This window comes from Micromonospora sp. NPDC049836 (assembly GCF_044465125.1).
Classification (GTDB): Bacteria; Actinomycetota; Actinomycetes; order Mycobacteriales; family Micromonosporaceae; genus Micromonospora.
The window spans coordinates 14,436-30,241 of record NZ_JBITLH010000009.1; the positions used below are offsets into that span (position 1 = coordinate 14,436).

The window sequence follows — 15,806 nt, forward strand, 5'->3', positions numbered from 1 at the left end:
TCCCCGCCGCCACGCCGCGGCGGGGACCGTCGCGTATCGGCCGGACGCGATCGGGCAGGATCGACGGTGACCGCACCGTCAGCACCGAGGAGACCCGTTCATGGACAAGCCCGAGGTTGGCCCGATCGAGGGCGCCCCGCCCGCCGATCTCGTCATCGAGGACATCACGGTCGGCGACGGCCCGGAAGCCCGCCCCGGCCAGCTGGCCAGCGTGCACTACGTCGGCGTGGCCCACTCCACCGGCCGCGAGTTCGACGCGTCGTGGAACCGGGGCGAGACGTTCGAGTTCCCGCTCGGCGGCGGCCAGGTCATCGCCGGCTGGGACCAGGGCGTGGTCGGCATGAAGGTCGGCGGCCGACGCCGGCTGACCATCCCGCCGCACCTGGGCTACGGCGCCCGGGGCGCCGGCGGGCTGATCAAGCCGAACGAGACCCTGGTCTTCGTGGTGGACCTGCTCGGCGTCCGCTGAGCGAGCCGAGGCACGCCGGGGCCGGCGGCGTCCCGCCGCCGGCCGCCCGGTGCCTCGCGCGGCGGCTCCCGCCGCCGGCCGGTCAGGCCGGGACCAGCTCGCCCAGCCGGGTCGACTCGCGCACCACCATCACCCGGTGCAGGCCGGTGGCCCGCAGCACCCGGGCCACCACCGGATCGGGATCGACCAGCACCAGCTCGCCGCCCCGGGCCCGGACCCGCAGGTGGGCGGCGACCAGCGCGCGCACCCCGGAGGCGGAGAGCAGCCGCACGCCGGACAGCTCCACCCGCAGCACGGGCCGGGCCGGGGCCGCCCGGAACGACCCCACGGTGGCGATGTCGATCTCACCGACCGGCCGGACGTCCACCGCCTGGTCGGTCACGCTGATCTCGACGTGGAACCGGTCGCCGCGCTGCCTCATGCCGGAAACCTATCCCGCGGCACCGACGTTTCCGGCCGCCCGCGGGGCGGGATCCGGGAAGGTACCGGGTGCGACCCCGACCTCCTCCGGGGAAACCCTCAGGCGCTGTCCACGAGCCGGTGCGACCAGGCCCAGGCCGCGATCTCCACCCGGTTACGCGCACCCAGCTTCTGCAGGATGCCGGAGAGGTGACTCTTCACCGTGCTCAGCGAGATGAACAGCTCCGCGGCGATCTCCTGGTTGGTCCGGCCCCGGGCGATCGCCCGGACCACCTCCAGCTCCCGGGCCGACAGCGCCGGCTGGAACCGGTCGCCGGCCGGCTCCGCCGGCGGGTTCAGGTGCCGCAGCAGTCGCAGGGTCAGCGACGGGGACACCAGCGCGTCGCCGTTGTCGGCGGCGCGTACCGCCTCGACCAGCAGGGCCGGGCCGGCGTCCTTGAGGATGAAGCCGACCGCGCCGCCGCGCAGCGCGCCGTAGACGTACTCGTCCAGGTCGAAGGTGGTCACCACGACGACCCGCAGCGGGTCGGGCACGCCCGGCCCGGCCAGCGCCCGGGTCACCTGGAGGCCGTCGAGGCGGGGCATCCGGATGTCGACCAGGCAGACGTCCGGGCGCAGCCGCCGGGCCTGCGCCACGGCGTCGACCCCGTCGACGGCCTCGGCGACCACCTCGATGTCCGGCTGGTCCTCCAGGATCATCCGCAGGCCGCCCCGGACCATCGCCTGGTCGTCGGCGAGCAGCACCCGGATGGTCACCGGCACTCCCGGGCCGGCACGGGCAGCACGGCCGAGACGGACCAGCCGCCGCCCGGGCGGGGACCGGCGGCGAGCGTCCCGCCCAGGGCCTCGACCCGCTCGCGCATCCCGACCAGACCGTAGCCGCGCCGGGGGTGCCGGGCCCGGGCCGGCGGTCCGTCGTCGACCACCTCGACGGTCACCGAGCCGGGGGCCGCGGCCACGGTGACCGCGACGCTCCGCGCCCCCGTCGCGTGCCGGGCCACGTTGGTCAGCGCCTCGCGGACGACCCGGTACACGGTGCCCGCCACCTCCGGCGGCCACCCCGGGTCGTCGTCCGGCACGCGCAGGGCCACCGCCACGCCGTGCCGTTCGAAGCGGGCGACCAGCTCGGCGAGCTGTTCCGGGCCGGCCGACGCCGGTGCGCCGTCCGAGTCGTCGCGGAGCAGGCCGACCAGCCGACGCATCGCGGCGAGCGCCTCGGCGCCGGCCGACTCGATGCCGGGCAGGGACTGGCGCGCCCGCTCCGGACGGCGGTCGCTGACCAGCTGCGCCGCCTGGGCCTGCACGACGATCCCGGTGATGTGGTGGGCGACCACGTCGTGCAGCTCCCGGGCCAGGTCCAGGCGCTCGTCCTGGCGGATCCGCTCGGTGGTGGCGCGGCGGCGGGCGGCGATCGCCCGCGACGCGCCGCCGACACCGGCGGCGGTCAGCCAGGCCACCAGGTTCCACCAGGTCACCGCGGTCAGGCCGGCGGACCACCCGGCGGCCATCACCACCGCGAGCCCGCCCGCGGCGACCGCACCCGCCGCCGCGATCGGCAGCGCGGCGACAGCCGAGCCGACCAGCACGGCCAACGGCAGCGCGGCGGCCGGACCCGGCTCGTGCGGGAGCCCGGCCCGGTCGGCGACCAGGACGGCGACCAGCGCGACCACCAGGCCCGCGGTCGCCGTCCACCCCCGATGCCACCGGCGGGCCAGGGCGAGCAGCGCGACCACCACGCTGACCCCGCAGTCGAACCACCAGTACGTCCCGCCCCAGCTCGCCGCCAACGCGGCCGCCTGGAACGTGATCGCCGCCGCGAAGACCAGGCCGAGCCCGACCCGCGCCACCGCGGCCCACCGATCCGTCACTCCCATGCCGCCCAGGCTAGGCGGGCGCGTCGCCGGCCGAACCGGTCAAAAGGAGGGTCGCCGACGCCCGGGAACCGGTCACCGGGCTGATGGCGGGACCCGCCCGCCCGCGCAGGCTCAGGGCATGACTGACGAGAACTCCCCACCGGTGCTGCACGCCGAGGGCCTGACCAAGCGGTACGGCAAGCGGGTCGCGCTGGACCACTGCGACCTGCGGATCCCGCGCGGTCGGGTGATCGGCCTGGTCGGGCCGAACGGCGCCGGCAAGTCCACGCTGCTGCAACTCGCCTGCGGACTGATCACCCCCACCGCCGGCACCCTGCGGGTGCTCGGCGCCCGACCCGCCGCCGACGCGGCCCACCTGGCCCGGGTCGGCTACGTCGCCCAGGACACCCCGGTGTACGCGGGCCTGACCGTGGGCGATCACCTGCGGATGGGGGCCCGGCTCAACCCGTCCTGGGACCCGGCCCTGGCGGCGCGGCGCGTCGACCAGGTCGGGCTGAACCGGTCGCAGCGGGCCGGCCGGCTCTCCGGCGGGCAGCGCGCCCAGCTCGCCCTGACCATCGCCGCCGCGAAGCGGCCCGAGCTGCTGATCCTCGACGAGCCGGCCGCCGCCCTGGACCCGCTCGCCCGGGACGGCTTCCTGCACCACCTGATGGAGTTCGTCGGCGAGCTGGGGGCCAGCGCGCTGCTCTCCTCGCACCTGCTCGGCGACGTGGCGCGGGTCTGCGACCACCTGGTGGTGCTGGCCGGCGGCCGGGTCCAGCTCGCCGGGGACGTCACCGACCTGCTCGCCCAGCACGGTTGGCTCGCCGCGCCGCGCGGCGCCCGGGACCGGCTGCCGGCCGGGGTGGAACCGGTGAGGCGGGAGCCGGCCGGCTCGGACGACCGGTGGCTGGTCCGCGTCGCGCCGGGCGCCGGACCGCTGCCGGGGCCGGTGCAGCCGGTGGGGCTCGAGGAGCTCGTGCTGGCGTACCTGAGCCGGGCCGCCGGCACGCCGGCCGGACCGGTCGCGCCGCCGGGGGCACCGCGATGACCTGGCTGACCTGGCGGCAGTTCCGGGCGTCGGCGCTCGCCGGCCTGGGCGGGCTGGCCCTGCTCGCCGCCTACCTGGTGCATCTGGGCCTGGCCGTGCGGCAGGGCCACGACGCCTACCTGTCCCGCTGCCACTCGGGTGGGGACTGCGGACGCGCCCTCGCCCAGTTCCTCGGCGAGTACCAGAACACCCTGCTGTACCTGGCCGGGCTGCTCGCCCTGGTGCCGGCCGCGCTGGGCATGTTCTGGGGCGCGCCGCTGGTCGCCCGGGAGCTGGAGGCGGGCACGCACCGGCTGGTGTGGAACCAGAGCATCACCCGGACCCGCTGGTTCACCGTCAAGCTGCTGGTGGTGGGGATGGCCGCGATGGCCGTCGCGGGCCTGGCCAGTGCCCTGCTGACCTGGGCGGCCAGCCCCGTCGACCGGCTCGCCGGGGACCGGTTCAGCACCATCGTCTTCGGCGCCCGGAACCTGGCGCCGGTGGCGTACGCGGCCTTCGCGTTCACCCTCGGCACAGTGATCGGCCTGCTGGTCCGGCGGACCCTGCCGGCGATGGCGCTGACCGCGGTGACGTTCGCGATCGTGCAGTTCGTGCTGCCCAACGTGCTCCGGCCGCACCTGATGCCGCCGGTGACGGTGTCCCGCCCGATGACCGCGGCGGCGATCAACGAGGCGCGCGGCCTGGGCAGCATCACCGGAGCGCCGGTGGTGAAGGGGCTGTCCGTGCCGGACGCCTGGGTCAGCGACGTCAGCGAGCTGCTGACCGCCGACGGCAAGCCGCTCTCCGCCGACCGGTTCGACCGCTGCTTCCAGGACCCACCGGCCACCGGGGCCACCGGCACGTTCGGCGACACGGCGGTCTGCCTGGGCCGGCTCGACCTGCACGTGGTGCTGTCGTACCAGCCGAACCACCGCTACTGGGTGTTCCAGTTCCTGGAGTCGGGGATCTACCTGACGCTCAGCGGACTGCTGGCCGGCTTCGGCCGGTGGCAGGTCCGCCGCCGGGTGACCTGAGCACTCCCCCGGGCGGTCCCAGGCGACACGCCGCCGGGGACCGCCCGGCGCGGGCATCGGCGGGGAAGAATGGCCGGATGGTCGTTCCCCGCCAGCGCCCGCCCCGGCTGATCCGGCCGGTCCGCGAGCCCGCCACCGTGCCCCCGCCGCTCGCCGGACCCTGGGCGACCACCGACGTCCGGCTCGACCGGGCCGACCTGCTCCCGCTGCCGGCCGGCGCGCACGGACCGGAGGACGTGCTGATCGACCCGGACGGGCGGGTGGTCAGCGGCGACGAGGACGGCCGGCTCTGGTGGTGGCCGGTGGACGCGCCGGCCGGCACCCGCCCCACCCTGCTCGCCGAGACCGGCGGCCGGCCGCTCGGCATCGAGCTGGACCCGGTCGACGGCGGGCTGCTGGTCTGCGACGCGTACCGGGGGCTGTTGCGGGTCACCCCGGACGGGGCGGTGCACGAGCTGACCGGCGCGGCGCCCCCGGTGCACCTGGCCGACAACGCCGCGGTGGCCCGGGACGGCACGGTCTACTTCACCGACTCGTCGGACCGGTTCCCGCTCTCCCACTGGAAGCGGGACCTGCTGGAGCACCGGCCCAACGGGCGGGTGCTCGCCTACGACCGGCGCACCGGGCGCACCGACGTGGTGACCGACGGGCTCTACTTCCCCAACGGGGTGGCGCTGACCCCGGACGAGTCGGCGTTGATGCTGGTGGAGACCGCCACCCACCGGTTGCTCCGGGTCGACCTGCCGGGCGGCGCGACGACGGTGCTCACCGACCTGCCGGCGTACCCGGACAACGTCTCGGCGGTGGGCGACGGGACGTACTGGATCGCGCTGCCCAGCCCTCGCCTGCCGGTCATGGAGAAGCTGCTGCCGCACCCTCGGGTACGCCAGCTGGTCGCTCTGCTGCCGGGCGCCGTGCAGCCCAAACCCCGCCGGTACGGGCTGGTGGCGCTGGTGGACGGTGCCGGGCGGGTGCTGCGCACGCTGCACGGGCCCAGTGGGGCGTACCCGATGGTCACCGGCGTGCGGCAGCACGGCGGGCAGCTCTGGCTGGGCAGCCTCACGGCGACCGGGGTGGCCCGGGTCGACCTGACCTGACGACCCCGGGCCGGCCCGCCGTCACGGCGGGCCGGCCCCTGGCCGTTCCTCCCCGGTCGTCAGCCGCCGGCGATGCTCTTCGACGGGGCCGGGGCGGGCGACGAGCCGCCGGCCACCGCGCCCGGGTGCGTCGTGGCGCTGGGCGTGGGCCGCAGCCCGGCCGGCACCGGCAACGCGCTGCCCTTGATGAACTCGTCCCAGCCGACGTTCCAGGCGGTGAAGCCGTTGCCCTGGTCGAGCTTCACCTCGGTGCCCTTGACGGTCACCTGGTCGCCGACCTGCGTGATGCCCATCAGCCAGTCGGCCGCGGTGGCCGACACGTTGGCGCACCCGTGCGACGTGTTGCTGTAGCCCTGTTCGCCCTCGGACCACGGCGCGGAGTGGATGAACTCACCGCCCCAGGTGAGCCGCTGCGCGTCGTCCACGTCGACCACGTAGCCGCCGTTCGGCTCGCCCCGGGTGTCGAAGGTGGTCCGGTCGAACTTCTCCATGATCACCATGGTCCCGCTGGAACTCGGCGTGCTCGGCTTGCCGAGGCTGACCGGGATCTTGCGCAGCAGCTTGCCGTCCTGGAACACGGACATCTGCTTGGTGGCGTTGTCGATGTCGAGGCTGACCTGCCGGCCGATCTTCGAGGCCGCGGAGTGGTCGGTGTCGCCGATGGCGTCCTTGCCGATCGGCAGCCCCTCCAGCGCGCTCCGCACACTGATCTTCGTGCCCGACCTCCAGTGGTCCGGCGCCCGGTACTCGACCTGCTTGCCGTCGGACTCCCACGACCAGGCGCCCGGCTGCGGCGGGTCGGTCTTCACGAACAACCGGCGCTGCACGTCCGCCCTGGCCTCTTCCGGAATGGGCGGATCGAATGTGACGACCACCGGCATCGCCGTACCGTATGTCTGATTGCTGGTGAACAGCAATTCGCTGGTGACGGCCTGCCGGGTGGTGCGTTTCGGCATTGTCGTGAACGTCGTCTTCTGCGTGGTCGTCCGCCCGGAATCGCCGGTCGCGGTCACCTCCGCCGTGTACGTCCGCGAATTCTCCAGCGGGCGGCTCGGCACCCAGCTCGTCCCGTCCTCGCGGGGCTCGGCGGGCACCGCCCGCCCCTTGTCGTCGGTCAGTTTGACCGCGGTGATCTTTCCGTCCCGGACCGTGGTCCCCACCTCGGCGCTGATCGGCACGTTCTTCGTCCGATCAGCCGGGCTCACCGCCAGCGACGGCGTGGACGCCGCCCTGGCATGCCCGCCGTGCACCGCGGACTTCTGGTCGGCCGTGCACCCGACGACGACCAGCGGTGTGGCCGCGATGGTTACCGCCAGAAGCGCAAATCGGCGCCTCACATCCATATTCCGCACCCCATTTCCACTCCCCCTTGCCCACATTGTCTATGGCCGCCGGGGAGCCGTGGCATATTCGGCGGAACTGCCCGCCGCAGTCGACTTCGATCTCGGCTCCGGCGTACCGAATCGGAATTGCCGGCCGAGAAACGGGAGGTCCGTCACGGCTGCTCCCGATGGGCGGCACGACCGGTTTCCGCCCGACCCGCCGGGGCGACGGGTGTGCTCAGCCGGCGGTGCCGGAGCGCCGCCGGTGGCCGGCGGCGAGGGCGTCGGCCCGGCGCCGGGCCGCGGCCGGCACCGGCTCGGCGAGGAACTCTTGCAGCGTGCCGCGCATCCCGTCGAGCACCAACTCCCCGGCCTCGGTGAGCCGGCCGGTGCGGGCCAGCGCCTCGGTGGCCTCCCATGCCGCCGCCCGCCAGCGGGCGAAGGCGACCTGCGCGGCGAACGCCGCGTCGGGGTGCTCCTCCACCCGGCGCTGCCGCCGCCAGAACGCAGCCACCCCGAGGTGTGCGTAGGTGCCGTGCAGCAGCGCGCCGAGCGGCCGGGGATCGTCCCGCCAGGGCGCGTAGAAGCGGTCGTCCCGGCCCGGCTCGGTGAGCCGGAAGGCGCTCATCAGGGCGGCCATCTTGGCGTGCTGCACCTCGTGGGCGAGGGTCACCGCCAGCGCGGTGGCGTCCGGCGGCAGGGACATCGCCACTGCTCCGAAGGCGTCCCGGAAGGTGCCGCTGACCAGCCCGTCCGGGGCGCCGCGCAGCGGGGCGAGTACGCGGACTGCCGCGGCCACCTCACCGGCCACGGCCTGGTGGTGCCGGCTGAGCAGGGCCCACCCGGCCGAACACCGCCGCCGCCACCGGCGGTGTTCGGCCGGTCCCAGCTGCGGCAGCAGCCGGGGATCCGGCCCGTCACCGGTCGCCAACCGCCACCCCGGCCCGTCGAGGGTGACGGCGAGCCGCAGCGGCGCCGACCCGGTGGAGATCCGGTGCAGCGGGTTCCACGGGCGCCGCGGGTCGTCCGGTGGGTCGCCGGCCCGGGTCAGCGGCACGCGGTGGCCGTCCCGGCGCAGGACCGGGCCGTCCGGTCCCGCCCGCACCTCGACGACGGGCTCGTCCCCCGGCAGCCAGACCTGCCCCAGCGAGGGCAGGACGAGAAGCGGACCGGCGGCGGGCACCCGCGTGGTCACCCCGGCCCGGACGGCGGCCGCCGCCGCGACCTGACCGAGCGCCGACGGCGCGACCGGCGCCCCGGTCGGCCGCAGCAGCGCCCGCACCGTGGCGGCCAGCCAGTTCCCCACCACGGGGTACGACAGCACCCGCCGGACCGCCTCGGGGGCCACGCGCTCGATCTCGGCGAGCGCCCGGTACGCCTGCCGGGCCGCCCCGGCCTGCGGGTGCCCGGACCGGCGGGCGAGTTCGACCAGGGCGGTGGCGAGCAGCCGGTCCCGGCTGTACCGGATCGCGGCCAGCGCACGGACCGCCTCGGGGCCGCCGCCCCCGCCCGCCAGGGCCCGCAGCGCCTCCTCGGGCAGCCGGTGGGCCCGGGCGGGGCCGGCCGCGGTCATGCCGCCGACCCGGCCAGCCTGCGGACGTCCCCGATGAGGCGGTGGTGCACGTGGTCGATCAGGTGGCGCAGGTCCCGGCAGTACACCGAGGGGTTGCGGAAGCCGACGCCCGCGCGGTAGCGGTGCGAGAAGAGGCCGCCGCCGCAGACCTCCAGCACCGGACAGGACCGGCAGGCCGGGGAGAGGCTGTCGAGGCCGCCGCGCCGGGCCCGGGCCAGCGGCAGCCGCAGCGCCGCGTCGAAACCGTCGGTGCTGACGGTGAGTCCGGTGGCGCCCTGCCCGGAGACCGCGACGAGGTGGTCGGACTCCACGATGGCGCCGTCCGTCTCCACCACGATCGAGGCCGCCGGGCCGGACCCGATCCCCTCCAGCCGGGAGGCCCGGCCGAACAGCACCCGGATGACCTCCTCGAACAGCCGGATGCCGGTCTCCCGAGCCGGTGCGTCGTACCACCGGTCGAAGACCGCGACCAGCCAGCGGCCGTACGGGGCGTCGGCGGACCGGGGATCGCGGCCGGGCGGCGGGCCGGACCAGCTGCCGTGCGGCAGCAGCAGGTCGATCGCTGGCGGCCGGAACGCCAGCAGCTCCTCGTAGACCCGTACCGGGTCGTTGTCGAGGTCGACGGTGCAGAGCAGGCCCAGGTACTGCCGGCGGTACCGGGGCTCGGCCAGCAGGGCCAGGGCCCGGCTCACCGCCCGGTAGGAGCCCCGCCCCCGATGGTCGCGGCGGTGCCGGTCGTGCAGCTCGCGTCCCCCGTCGACGCTCACCCCCACCCCGACGTCGAGCTGCCGGAAGAGGTCCAGGAAGCGCCGGTCCAGACGTACGCCGTTGGTCTGGATGGCCACCCGGACCGTGACGTCGGGGCCGACCGCGGCCCGCACCCGCCGGACCGTGTAGGCCAGCCGGTCGGCGCCGGCCAGCAGTGGCTCACCGCCGTGCAGCACCAGCTCGAGTGCGGACAGCCCGTGCCGCTCGGCGTGCTCGGCGATCCGGTCCGCGGTCCGGTCGACGACGTGCCGGGACATCACCGGTGGCCGGTCCCGCCAGCGCTGCTCGCCCAACCGGTAGAGGTAGCAGTAGTCGCAGGCCAGATCGCAGCGGCCGTGCACCTTGAGAATGAACTGCCGCAGCGGGACGGATCCGGGCGACGCCGCGGCGGCGGGAGGGGGATCGGTCAGGGCGGGCCGGAGCGGATCGGTCAAGGAGGCTCCCTTGGCTGCTCTGGCGTGGCGGTCGGGTTTCGGACAGTGGCCTACCTGCCATCGAGGGTAGTCCATCGTCGTTGCGGCGGGGTCCCGGCAATTGCCGGACCGCCGGCACCGCCCGCCGCGACGGGAAGTCGCGAATCCGACTGAAGTTCGGCGCGGGCCGCGCCGCGGCCAGCGGGTGCGCCTTTCCCGATCCGCATTCCGCGTTCGGCAAACTGCCGCCTGACCGGCGGATCCGGTGTCGGTCCGGCACCTCGGTACGCCGACCGGGCGGCCTCGGTGGCGCGGTATCGCACCCCCGACAGTGGCGGTAGGACGGTGAGGTGGATGGACGTTCCCCGCCGGGGTGCCCTTGAATGGAATCAACCCCGACGGGCGCCTTTCCGGCGTCGACCGAACGGTCGTGGTCGGGTCCGGCACTGGCGGACGTGGAAACGGATGGTGCACAGGCGAATGAGCCAGGACCACACCGACCGGGAGACGATGGTCATCGACCTGACCGGGATCGATCTGCGCGCGATCCCGGAATTACCGGCGACCGTGTTCGAGATGGCGCTGCGCCGCCTGGGCGACGAACTCGCCGACCAACCCGATTCGTATCTCGGATTCATGAGCGCACTCAGTCCGGACAACTGATTCCCGTCCGGCGCCGGCCCCGGCTCCCCCCCCACCGGCCGGACGACAGCTCTGCCCCCTCCCCGATCGACAGACTTGGAGCGGCGATGACCGCAGCGACGCGGGTGGACACCGCACCGATCCCGCACCCCCGGATCGTCGGGTTCAGCTCCCCCGGCGGCCGGTCCGGGCAGACCAGCACGGTCGCGAACGCCGCCTGGGCGCTGGCCGCCGCGGGTCGCCGGGTGCTCGTCCTGGACTGGGCGACGAACCGGCCCTCGGTACCGGCGCACTTCCCGCCACGGGTCGCCCGGTTGGAGCCCGACGCCGCGCTGGAGGCGGCCATCGACCTGGTGCACCGGCCCGGCAGCTCGCCCGAGGTCGACCGGTACGTCACCCCCCGCCAGGCCGACGGCGGGCACGTGGACGTGGTCACCGCCGGGCTGGACGACCAGTCGAGGTTCACCGACCTGCTCGGCAACGCGGTGACCGGCGACCGGCTGCGCAAGCAGCTCGCGGCGACCGGGTACGACCACGTGCTGCTGGACTGCCCGGCCCAGTCCCCGGCGCTGAGCCGGGTCGGTCTCGCGTACCTCTGCGACGTGGTGGTGGTCTGCTTCCGGCCGGCCCCCCAGTCGGTCCGGGAGGCCACCCGGGTGGTCGGGCGGTTGTGCAGCGACGGCCCGGCGGAGCTGCGGCTGGTGGCGGTGGCCACCCAGATCGCCCACGACCAGCCGGAGGCGAGCCGGCACGTGACGACGATCCACGACGCCTTCGCCCGCCTCGACGAGTCGGGCGCGGCCGGCCGTACGGCCCCGACGGTGGTGGAGATCCCGCAGCACGCGTACCACGAGCACCTGGCGATCCTGCTGGACGAGGGCGCGGTGCGGGACGGGCTGCTCCGGGTGGTCGAGCTGGTCGGCGGGGAACCGCCGGTGGTCCCGCCGGCGGTGGACCCCGGCGTGCTGCACTGGTACCGCACCGACTTCGCGGACGTCTCCGGTGAGGAGAGCATCGGGGCCGTCCACCTCGCCTACGATCCGGCCGACCGCCGCTGGGCGGACTGGTTGCGCGAGGCGCTGGGCCGCGCCGGGGCCCGTACCCGGGACCTGCCGGACGAGCCGGGCGACCTCACCGACGCCGACCAGGTCGTCGTCGTCGGCCACCGCCCCCTGCGCGAGGCGCGGGTCGAGGCACTGCTCTGCCCGCTGCCCGACGCCGGGGCCGGGCCGGTCGGGGCGCCGGAGCGCCCGGCGGTCGCGGACGGCGAGGCCGGACCCGCCGCGGCCGGATCGGGGCCGGGGGCCGGAGCCGACGCGTCGCCGCGGTCGTGCCGGCCGAGCATCCTGCAACTCCAGGTCGACGACGGCGACTACGGCGCCCGGGCAGGGAACCTCTACGTGGTCGACCTCACCGACGCCGACGAGGCGGACGCGCGGGGCCGCCTCCTCACCCACCTCGGGATGCGTACCCGGTCCGACGCCGCCACCGACCGGTTCCGTCCCCGCTTCCCCGGCGGCGCGGGCGTCCCGGCGGTCCCGCGGGTGGTCGACCTGCCGGCCCGGGTCACCGGGTTCGGCGGCCGGGGGGCCACCCTGGAGCGCCTGCGTGACGTGCTCCTCGCCCACCCCGAGGCGCCGGCAGCCCTGACCGGGCCGGTGAGCATCGGCAAGGCCGCGCTGGCCCGGGAGTTCGCCGTCCGCTTCGGTGGCGACTACGACGTGGTCTGGTGGGTCCCGGCCGAGAGCCGGGAGTCGGCGGGCCGGGCCCTGCGCCGCCTCGGTGAGGCGTTACGCCGGGAGGGGCTGATCGACGGTCGGCTGCCACCGGCCCGTGGCGGGGCGGCCGCCGAGGAGGAGAAGCGCCTCGGCGCCCGCGAGGTGGTCGAGCTGCTCGGCCGGCCGGCGTTCGGCCGTCCGTACCTGCTCGTCTACGACGACGTCCGCGACCTCGATCAGCTCGACGACCTGGTGCCGGCCGGCCCGGGCGGGCACGTGGTGCTGGTCGCCCGGCCCGGCGTCCTGGCGTCGACCGACAGCGAGGTCGTGGTCGGCCGGCTCAGCCCGGACGAGGCCGTCTCCCTCCTGCACGAGTTCGCACCGGACCTGGCGGTCCCGCACGCCCGCGCCATCGCCGCCGCCGTCGACCACTTCCCGCTGCCGCTGCGGCTGGCCGGCGCCTGGCTGCGCGAGCAGGTCCACCTGGTCAGCCGCCAGGCGCCCGCGGAGCCCACCGCCACCATCGCCGCCATGGCCCACCTGCTGCTGGAGCGGATCACCGAGCCGGCCGGCGCGGGGCAGCGCCGGGGCGGGTTGTGGCGGCTGTGGGAGGTGGTCGCCACCACCCTCGACCACATCCCGGTCGGTGGTCTGACCGCCCGGCTGGCCGAACTCTGCGTCCACCTCTCCGGCGACCGGATCAGCCTAAAGCTGTTACGCAGCAGCCCGATGGTGGCGGCGCTGGTCGAGGCCGCCGGGGCGGACGCCGCCCCGCTGCTGGCCGACCCCATCGAGTTCGACCGGGTGCTCTGGACCGGGGTGCGGTACGGCGTCTTCGACCTCACCTGGGGACCGCGCGGCCTGCTCCGGCTCAGCCCCCCGTTGCAGCACGTGATCGGGCGGAGCATGCCCGACGCCGAACGCGAGACCCGCCAGCGCCAGGTACAGCTCGCCCTGGCCCGGTTCGCCCCCGGCATCCTCGAGGACGAGGACCAGGAGCACCGGGAACGCCTGGAGGAGCTGCGGCACCATCTCGAGCCCAGCGGAGCGGTGGCCGCCACCGACGTGGAGGTGCGCCGGTGGGTGGCCCGGCAGGTGCGGTTCATGCAGTTGCAACAGGTCGGGACCATCGCCAAGGCGGCGCTGCGGATCGCCGACGAGGCGCTGACCCGGTGGCGGACGGTCGTCCCGCCCGACGATCCGACGCTGCTCTGGTTGGAGGTGGAACGGGCCAACATCCTGCGGGCCGAGGGTGACTACACCGGGGCCCGGTCGGTCGACGACACCGTGCGGTTGCAGCAGGCCGACGCGCAGGGGGTGGACCACCTGCGCACGCTGGTCACCACCCGAGGGCTCGCCGGTGACCTGCGCGCGCTCGGCCGCTACGACGAGGCCGAGCAGTACGACAGCATCGCGTACCACGGGTTCGACCGGATCCTCGGCGGCGACCACGCGCACACCCTGATGGCCGGGCACAACCTGGCGCTCTCGTCCTACCTGGACGGCTACCCGCACACCGCGATGCTCATCCAGTCCGATCTCCTGGCCCGGCGCCTGCGGCTGCTCGGCGACGCCAACCCGAGGACCTGGTGGACCGCCGAGAGCCTCGGCACCTACCAGCGCGAGGTCGGCAGCGTGGAGGCGGCGCTGGAGACGCTGCGGCTGGCGTACGGCTGGGTCGACCGGGCCCTCGACGGGCGGTGGCGGGAGCACCGGGTGGCGCTGCGGGTGGCGCGCAGTCTCGCGGTGACCCTGCGCGTCGCCGGCAGCCCGCGGGAGGCCATTGCCAGCAACGCCGACCTGGTCCGGGCCTTCGACCGGCTGCTCGGCCGGGAGCACCCGGACACCTGGGGCTGCCGGATGGCCCTGGCCGCGGACCACCACCGGACCGGCACCCCGCACGAGGCTGTCCGCATCGCCCGGGACGTGCTCGCCCGCTACCTCACGTCGACCGCGTTCGGGCCGGACCATCCGTTCACCGAGCTCTGCCGGATGAACCTGGCACTGTTCCTGCGCCGCGCCGGCGACCCCGAGGAGGCCCGGAACCAGGGGGAACGGGCGTGGCACGGGTTACGCGCGACGCTGTCCGGCCCGACCCACCCGTGGGTGCTGGCCGCGATGGTGAACCAGGCCGCCCACCTGGCGTCCCTCGGCGACAGCGGGCGGGCGCGCGAGCTCGGCCGGGAGACCGCCCAGTGGTGTGTGGAGGACCTGGGCCCGGAGCACCCGTACACCGTGACCGCGCAGGGCAACCTCCGGCTGCTCGACTCCTCCGCGGCCGACCTGTCGTGGTTTGAGGGCATCGCCGTCGACGCACCGCAGATGTGACCGCCCGCCCCACCCACCGAAGGAGGCTGCACCGGTGAACGCCGACAAAGAGCGACCGCCCCCGGCGGACCAGCCCGATCCCGGCCCCGCCGTGGCCAGTGCCGTGGCCGGCGGTGCGGCGGACGCCGGCACCGACCGGCAGCAGCGGGTCGCGGAGCTGCTGCGCGCCGAAGCCGACCTGGCGTACGTCTCCTGGTGCACCGACGGCCGGTGCGACCACCACGAGGACCGGTTCGCCGGCGACGGCGCCGAGGGCACCCGCGAGGCGTGCCACCGGCTGGCCCGCCGGGCCAGTTTCCAGATGGACCACCCGCTGCACGACTGGCTGGCCGGCCTCGGCACCGGCGCGCTGATCCGGCTCGTCCTCCAGACCGAGCGGGGGGTCGCCTACTGCGACCAGATCATCCCGGGCAGCTACCTCTTCGGCGCGGTGCTGCACCTGCCAGACGACCCGGCGGAACGCGGCGAGCTGGTCACCCGGGTGGACACGACGCTCTCCGACGCGGTGGAGCGCTACCGCGAAGAGATCCACGCCCGGCGGTACGACCTCGGTGGCTGGCGCACCGAGGGCCTCTCCGGCATCCTCCGGGCGGCGCAGCAGCGGCGGTCCTCGCTCGGCGGTGTCCCGGAGCAGGACGGCCCGGCGACCTCGCTCACCGTCACCGGACGCGAGGACCACCCGGCCGTGGCGATCTGCCGGGCGGCGGTGCGACCGCACGACCTGCACCTGGTCACCCTGGTCGAGAACGGCCGCCCGGTGTTCTGCGTGGATGTGCTGCGGGACGGGCGGTTCACCGCGCCCCGGTGGGCCAGCGCCGGTGCGCGCCGGGCCCGTTACACCCAGGTGGCTGTCGAACTGCCGGACTACGTGCGGGAACTCGGCCGGACCGCGCGGGTCCCGATCGGCGGCCCGCTCCGCCGCGTCGTGCTGGACGTCGAGAACGGTGCTCTCTACTACCGCATGATCGACGATTCCCGATATATTGTCGGCCTGACGCTGCACCAGCCGCAGGTCAGCTCGGCCGAACGCCAACTCGACGCCGTACTGGCGGCCTGGCCGTGACGACGCGGGCGGGGTCACCGACCGGGGCGGCGGCCGGCCGCCGGCCGGGTAGCGCCGGTGGGACCGGGCGAACATC

The 15,806-nt window shown here is 75.4% G+C and carries 13 protein-coding genes; 7 read left to right on the forward strand and 6 right to left on the reverse strand.

Annotation, left to right across the window (positions count from 1 at the left end; all coding sequences use genetic code 11):
* Positions 1–100: 100 nt before the first annotated feature.
* Positions 101–469, forward strand: a complete 369-nt coding sequence (locus tag ACIBPB_RS23130) for an FKBP-type peptidyl-prolyl cis-trans isomerase (RefSeq protein WP_396841575.1) — start codon at positions 101–103, stop codon at positions 467–469.
* A gap of 82 nt (positions 470–551) precedes the next feature.
* Here the strand turns inward: ACIBPB_RS23130 and ACIBPB_RS23135 are convergent, their stop codons facing one another.
* From ACIBPB_RS23135 to ACIBPB_RS23145, 3 genes are all read right to left on the reverse strand, one after another.
* A complete protein-coding gene (locus tag ACIBPB_RS23135; RefSeq protein ID WP_396841576.1) occupies positions 552–890 on the reverse strand; it encodes an STAS domain-containing protein in 339 nt (112 codons plus the stop codon).
* A 98-nt stretch (positions 891–988) separates the two neighbouring features.
* Entirely contained in the window at positions 989–1,645 is a 657-nt protein-coding gene (locus tag ACIBPB_RS23140) for a response regulator (protein ID WP_396841577.1), read from the reverse strand.
* The gene (locus ACIBPB_RS23145; protein ID WP_396841578.1) at positions 1,642–2,763 is read right to left on the reverse strand and encodes a sensor histidine kinase; all 1,122 of its coding nucleotides are present in this window, start codon (positions 2,761–2,763) and stop codon (positions 1,642–1,644) included. Before ACIBPB_RS23145 ends, ACIBPB_RS23140 begins: the two co-directional genes overlap by 4 nt.
* 118 nt (positions 2,764–2,881) lie before the next feature.
* On the opposite strand from ACIBPB_RS23145, the gene ACIBPB_RS23150 reads away from it, so the two are divergent.
* The 3 genes from ACIBPB_RS23150 (at position 2,882) to ACIBPB_RS23160 (ending at position 5,903) form a co-directional block, all read left to right on the forward strand.
* On the forward strand, positions 2,882–3,793 hold the full coding sequence (locus ACIBPB_RS23150) for an ABC transporter ATP-binding protein (protein WP_396841579.1): 912 nt from the start codon (positions 2,882–2,884) through the stop codon (positions 3,791–3,793).
* Positions 3,790–4,806 (forward strand): ABC transporter permease subunit, encoded by a 1,017-nt coding sequence (locus ACIBPB_RS23155; RefSeq protein ID WP_396841580.1) that lies wholly within the window; start codon positions 3,790–3,792, stop codon positions 4,804–4,806. The genes ACIBPB_RS23150 and ACIBPB_RS23155 overlap by 4 nt, the downstream gene beginning before the upstream one ends.
* A gap of 77 nt (positions 4,807–4,883) precedes the next feature.
* The gene (locus tag ACIBPB_RS23160) at positions 4,884–5,903 is read left to right on the forward strand and encodes an SMP-30/gluconolactonase/LRE family protein (protein ID WP_396841581.1); all 1,020 of its coding nucleotides are present in this window, start codon (positions 4,884–4,886) and stop codon (positions 5,901–5,903) included.
* Positions 5,904–5,962: 59 nt separating this feature from the next.
* On the opposite strand, the gene ACIBPB_RS23165 is transcribed toward ACIBPB_RS23160, so the two are convergent.
* The 3 genes from ACIBPB_RS23165 to ACIBPB_RS23175 all read right to left on the reverse strand — a co-directional run bounded on the left by ACIBPB_RS23165 (position 5,963) and on the right by ACIBPB_RS23175 (position 10,000).
* Complete coding sequence (locus tag ACIBPB_RS23165; protein ID WP_396841582.1) at positions 5,963–7,246, reverse strand: Ig-like domain-containing protein; 1,284 nt, start codon at positions 7,244–7,246, stop codon at positions 5,963–5,965.
* 217 nt (positions 7,247–7,463) lie between these two features.
* The gene (locus ACIBPB_RS23170) at positions 7,464–8,798 is read right to left on the reverse strand and encodes an aKG-HExxH-type peptide beta-hydroxylase (RefSeq protein ID WP_396841583.1); all 1,335 of its coding nucleotides are present in this window, start codon (positions 8,796–8,798) and stop codon (positions 7,464–7,466) included.
* The gene (locus ACIBPB_RS23175) at positions 8,795–10,000 is read right to left on the reverse strand and encodes an FxsB family cyclophane-forming radical SAM/SPASM peptide maturase (RefSeq protein WP_396841584.1); all 1,206 of its coding nucleotides are present in this window, start codon (positions 9,998–10,000) and stop codon (positions 8,795–8,797) included. Before ACIBPB_RS23175 ends, ACIBPB_RS23170 begins: the two co-directional genes overlap by 4 nt.
* Positions 10,001–10,459: 459 nt before the next feature.
* Between ACIBPB_RS23175 and ACIBPB_RS23180 the strand changes: the two genes are divergently transcribed.
* From ACIBPB_RS23180 to ACIBPB_RS23190, 3 genes are all read left to right on the forward strand, one after another.
* Positions 10,460–10,642 carry a hypothetical protein gene (locus ACIBPB_RS23180; RefSeq protein ID WP_396841585.1) on the forward strand — a complete coding sequence of 61 codons (183 nt, stop codon included), beginning with the start codon at positions 10,460–10,462 and terminating at the stop codon, positions 10,640–10,642.
* Positions 10,643–10,728: 86 nt separating this feature from the next.
* The gene (gene fxsT, locus ACIBPB_RS23185; protein ID WP_396841586.1) at positions 10,729–14,667 is read left to right on the forward strand and encodes an FxSxx-COOH system tetratricopeptide repeat protein; all 3,939 of its coding nucleotides are present in this window, start codon (positions 10,729–10,731) and stop codon (positions 14,665–14,667) included.
* 34 nt (positions 14,668–14,701) lie between these two features.
* Positions 14,702–15,730: a hypothetical protein gene (locus ACIBPB_RS23190; protein ID WP_396841587.1), complete on the forward strand. Its 1,029-nt coding sequence runs from the start codon at positions 14,702–14,704 to the stop codon at positions 15,728–15,730.
* Positions 15,731–15,806 lie beyond the last annotated feature (76 nt).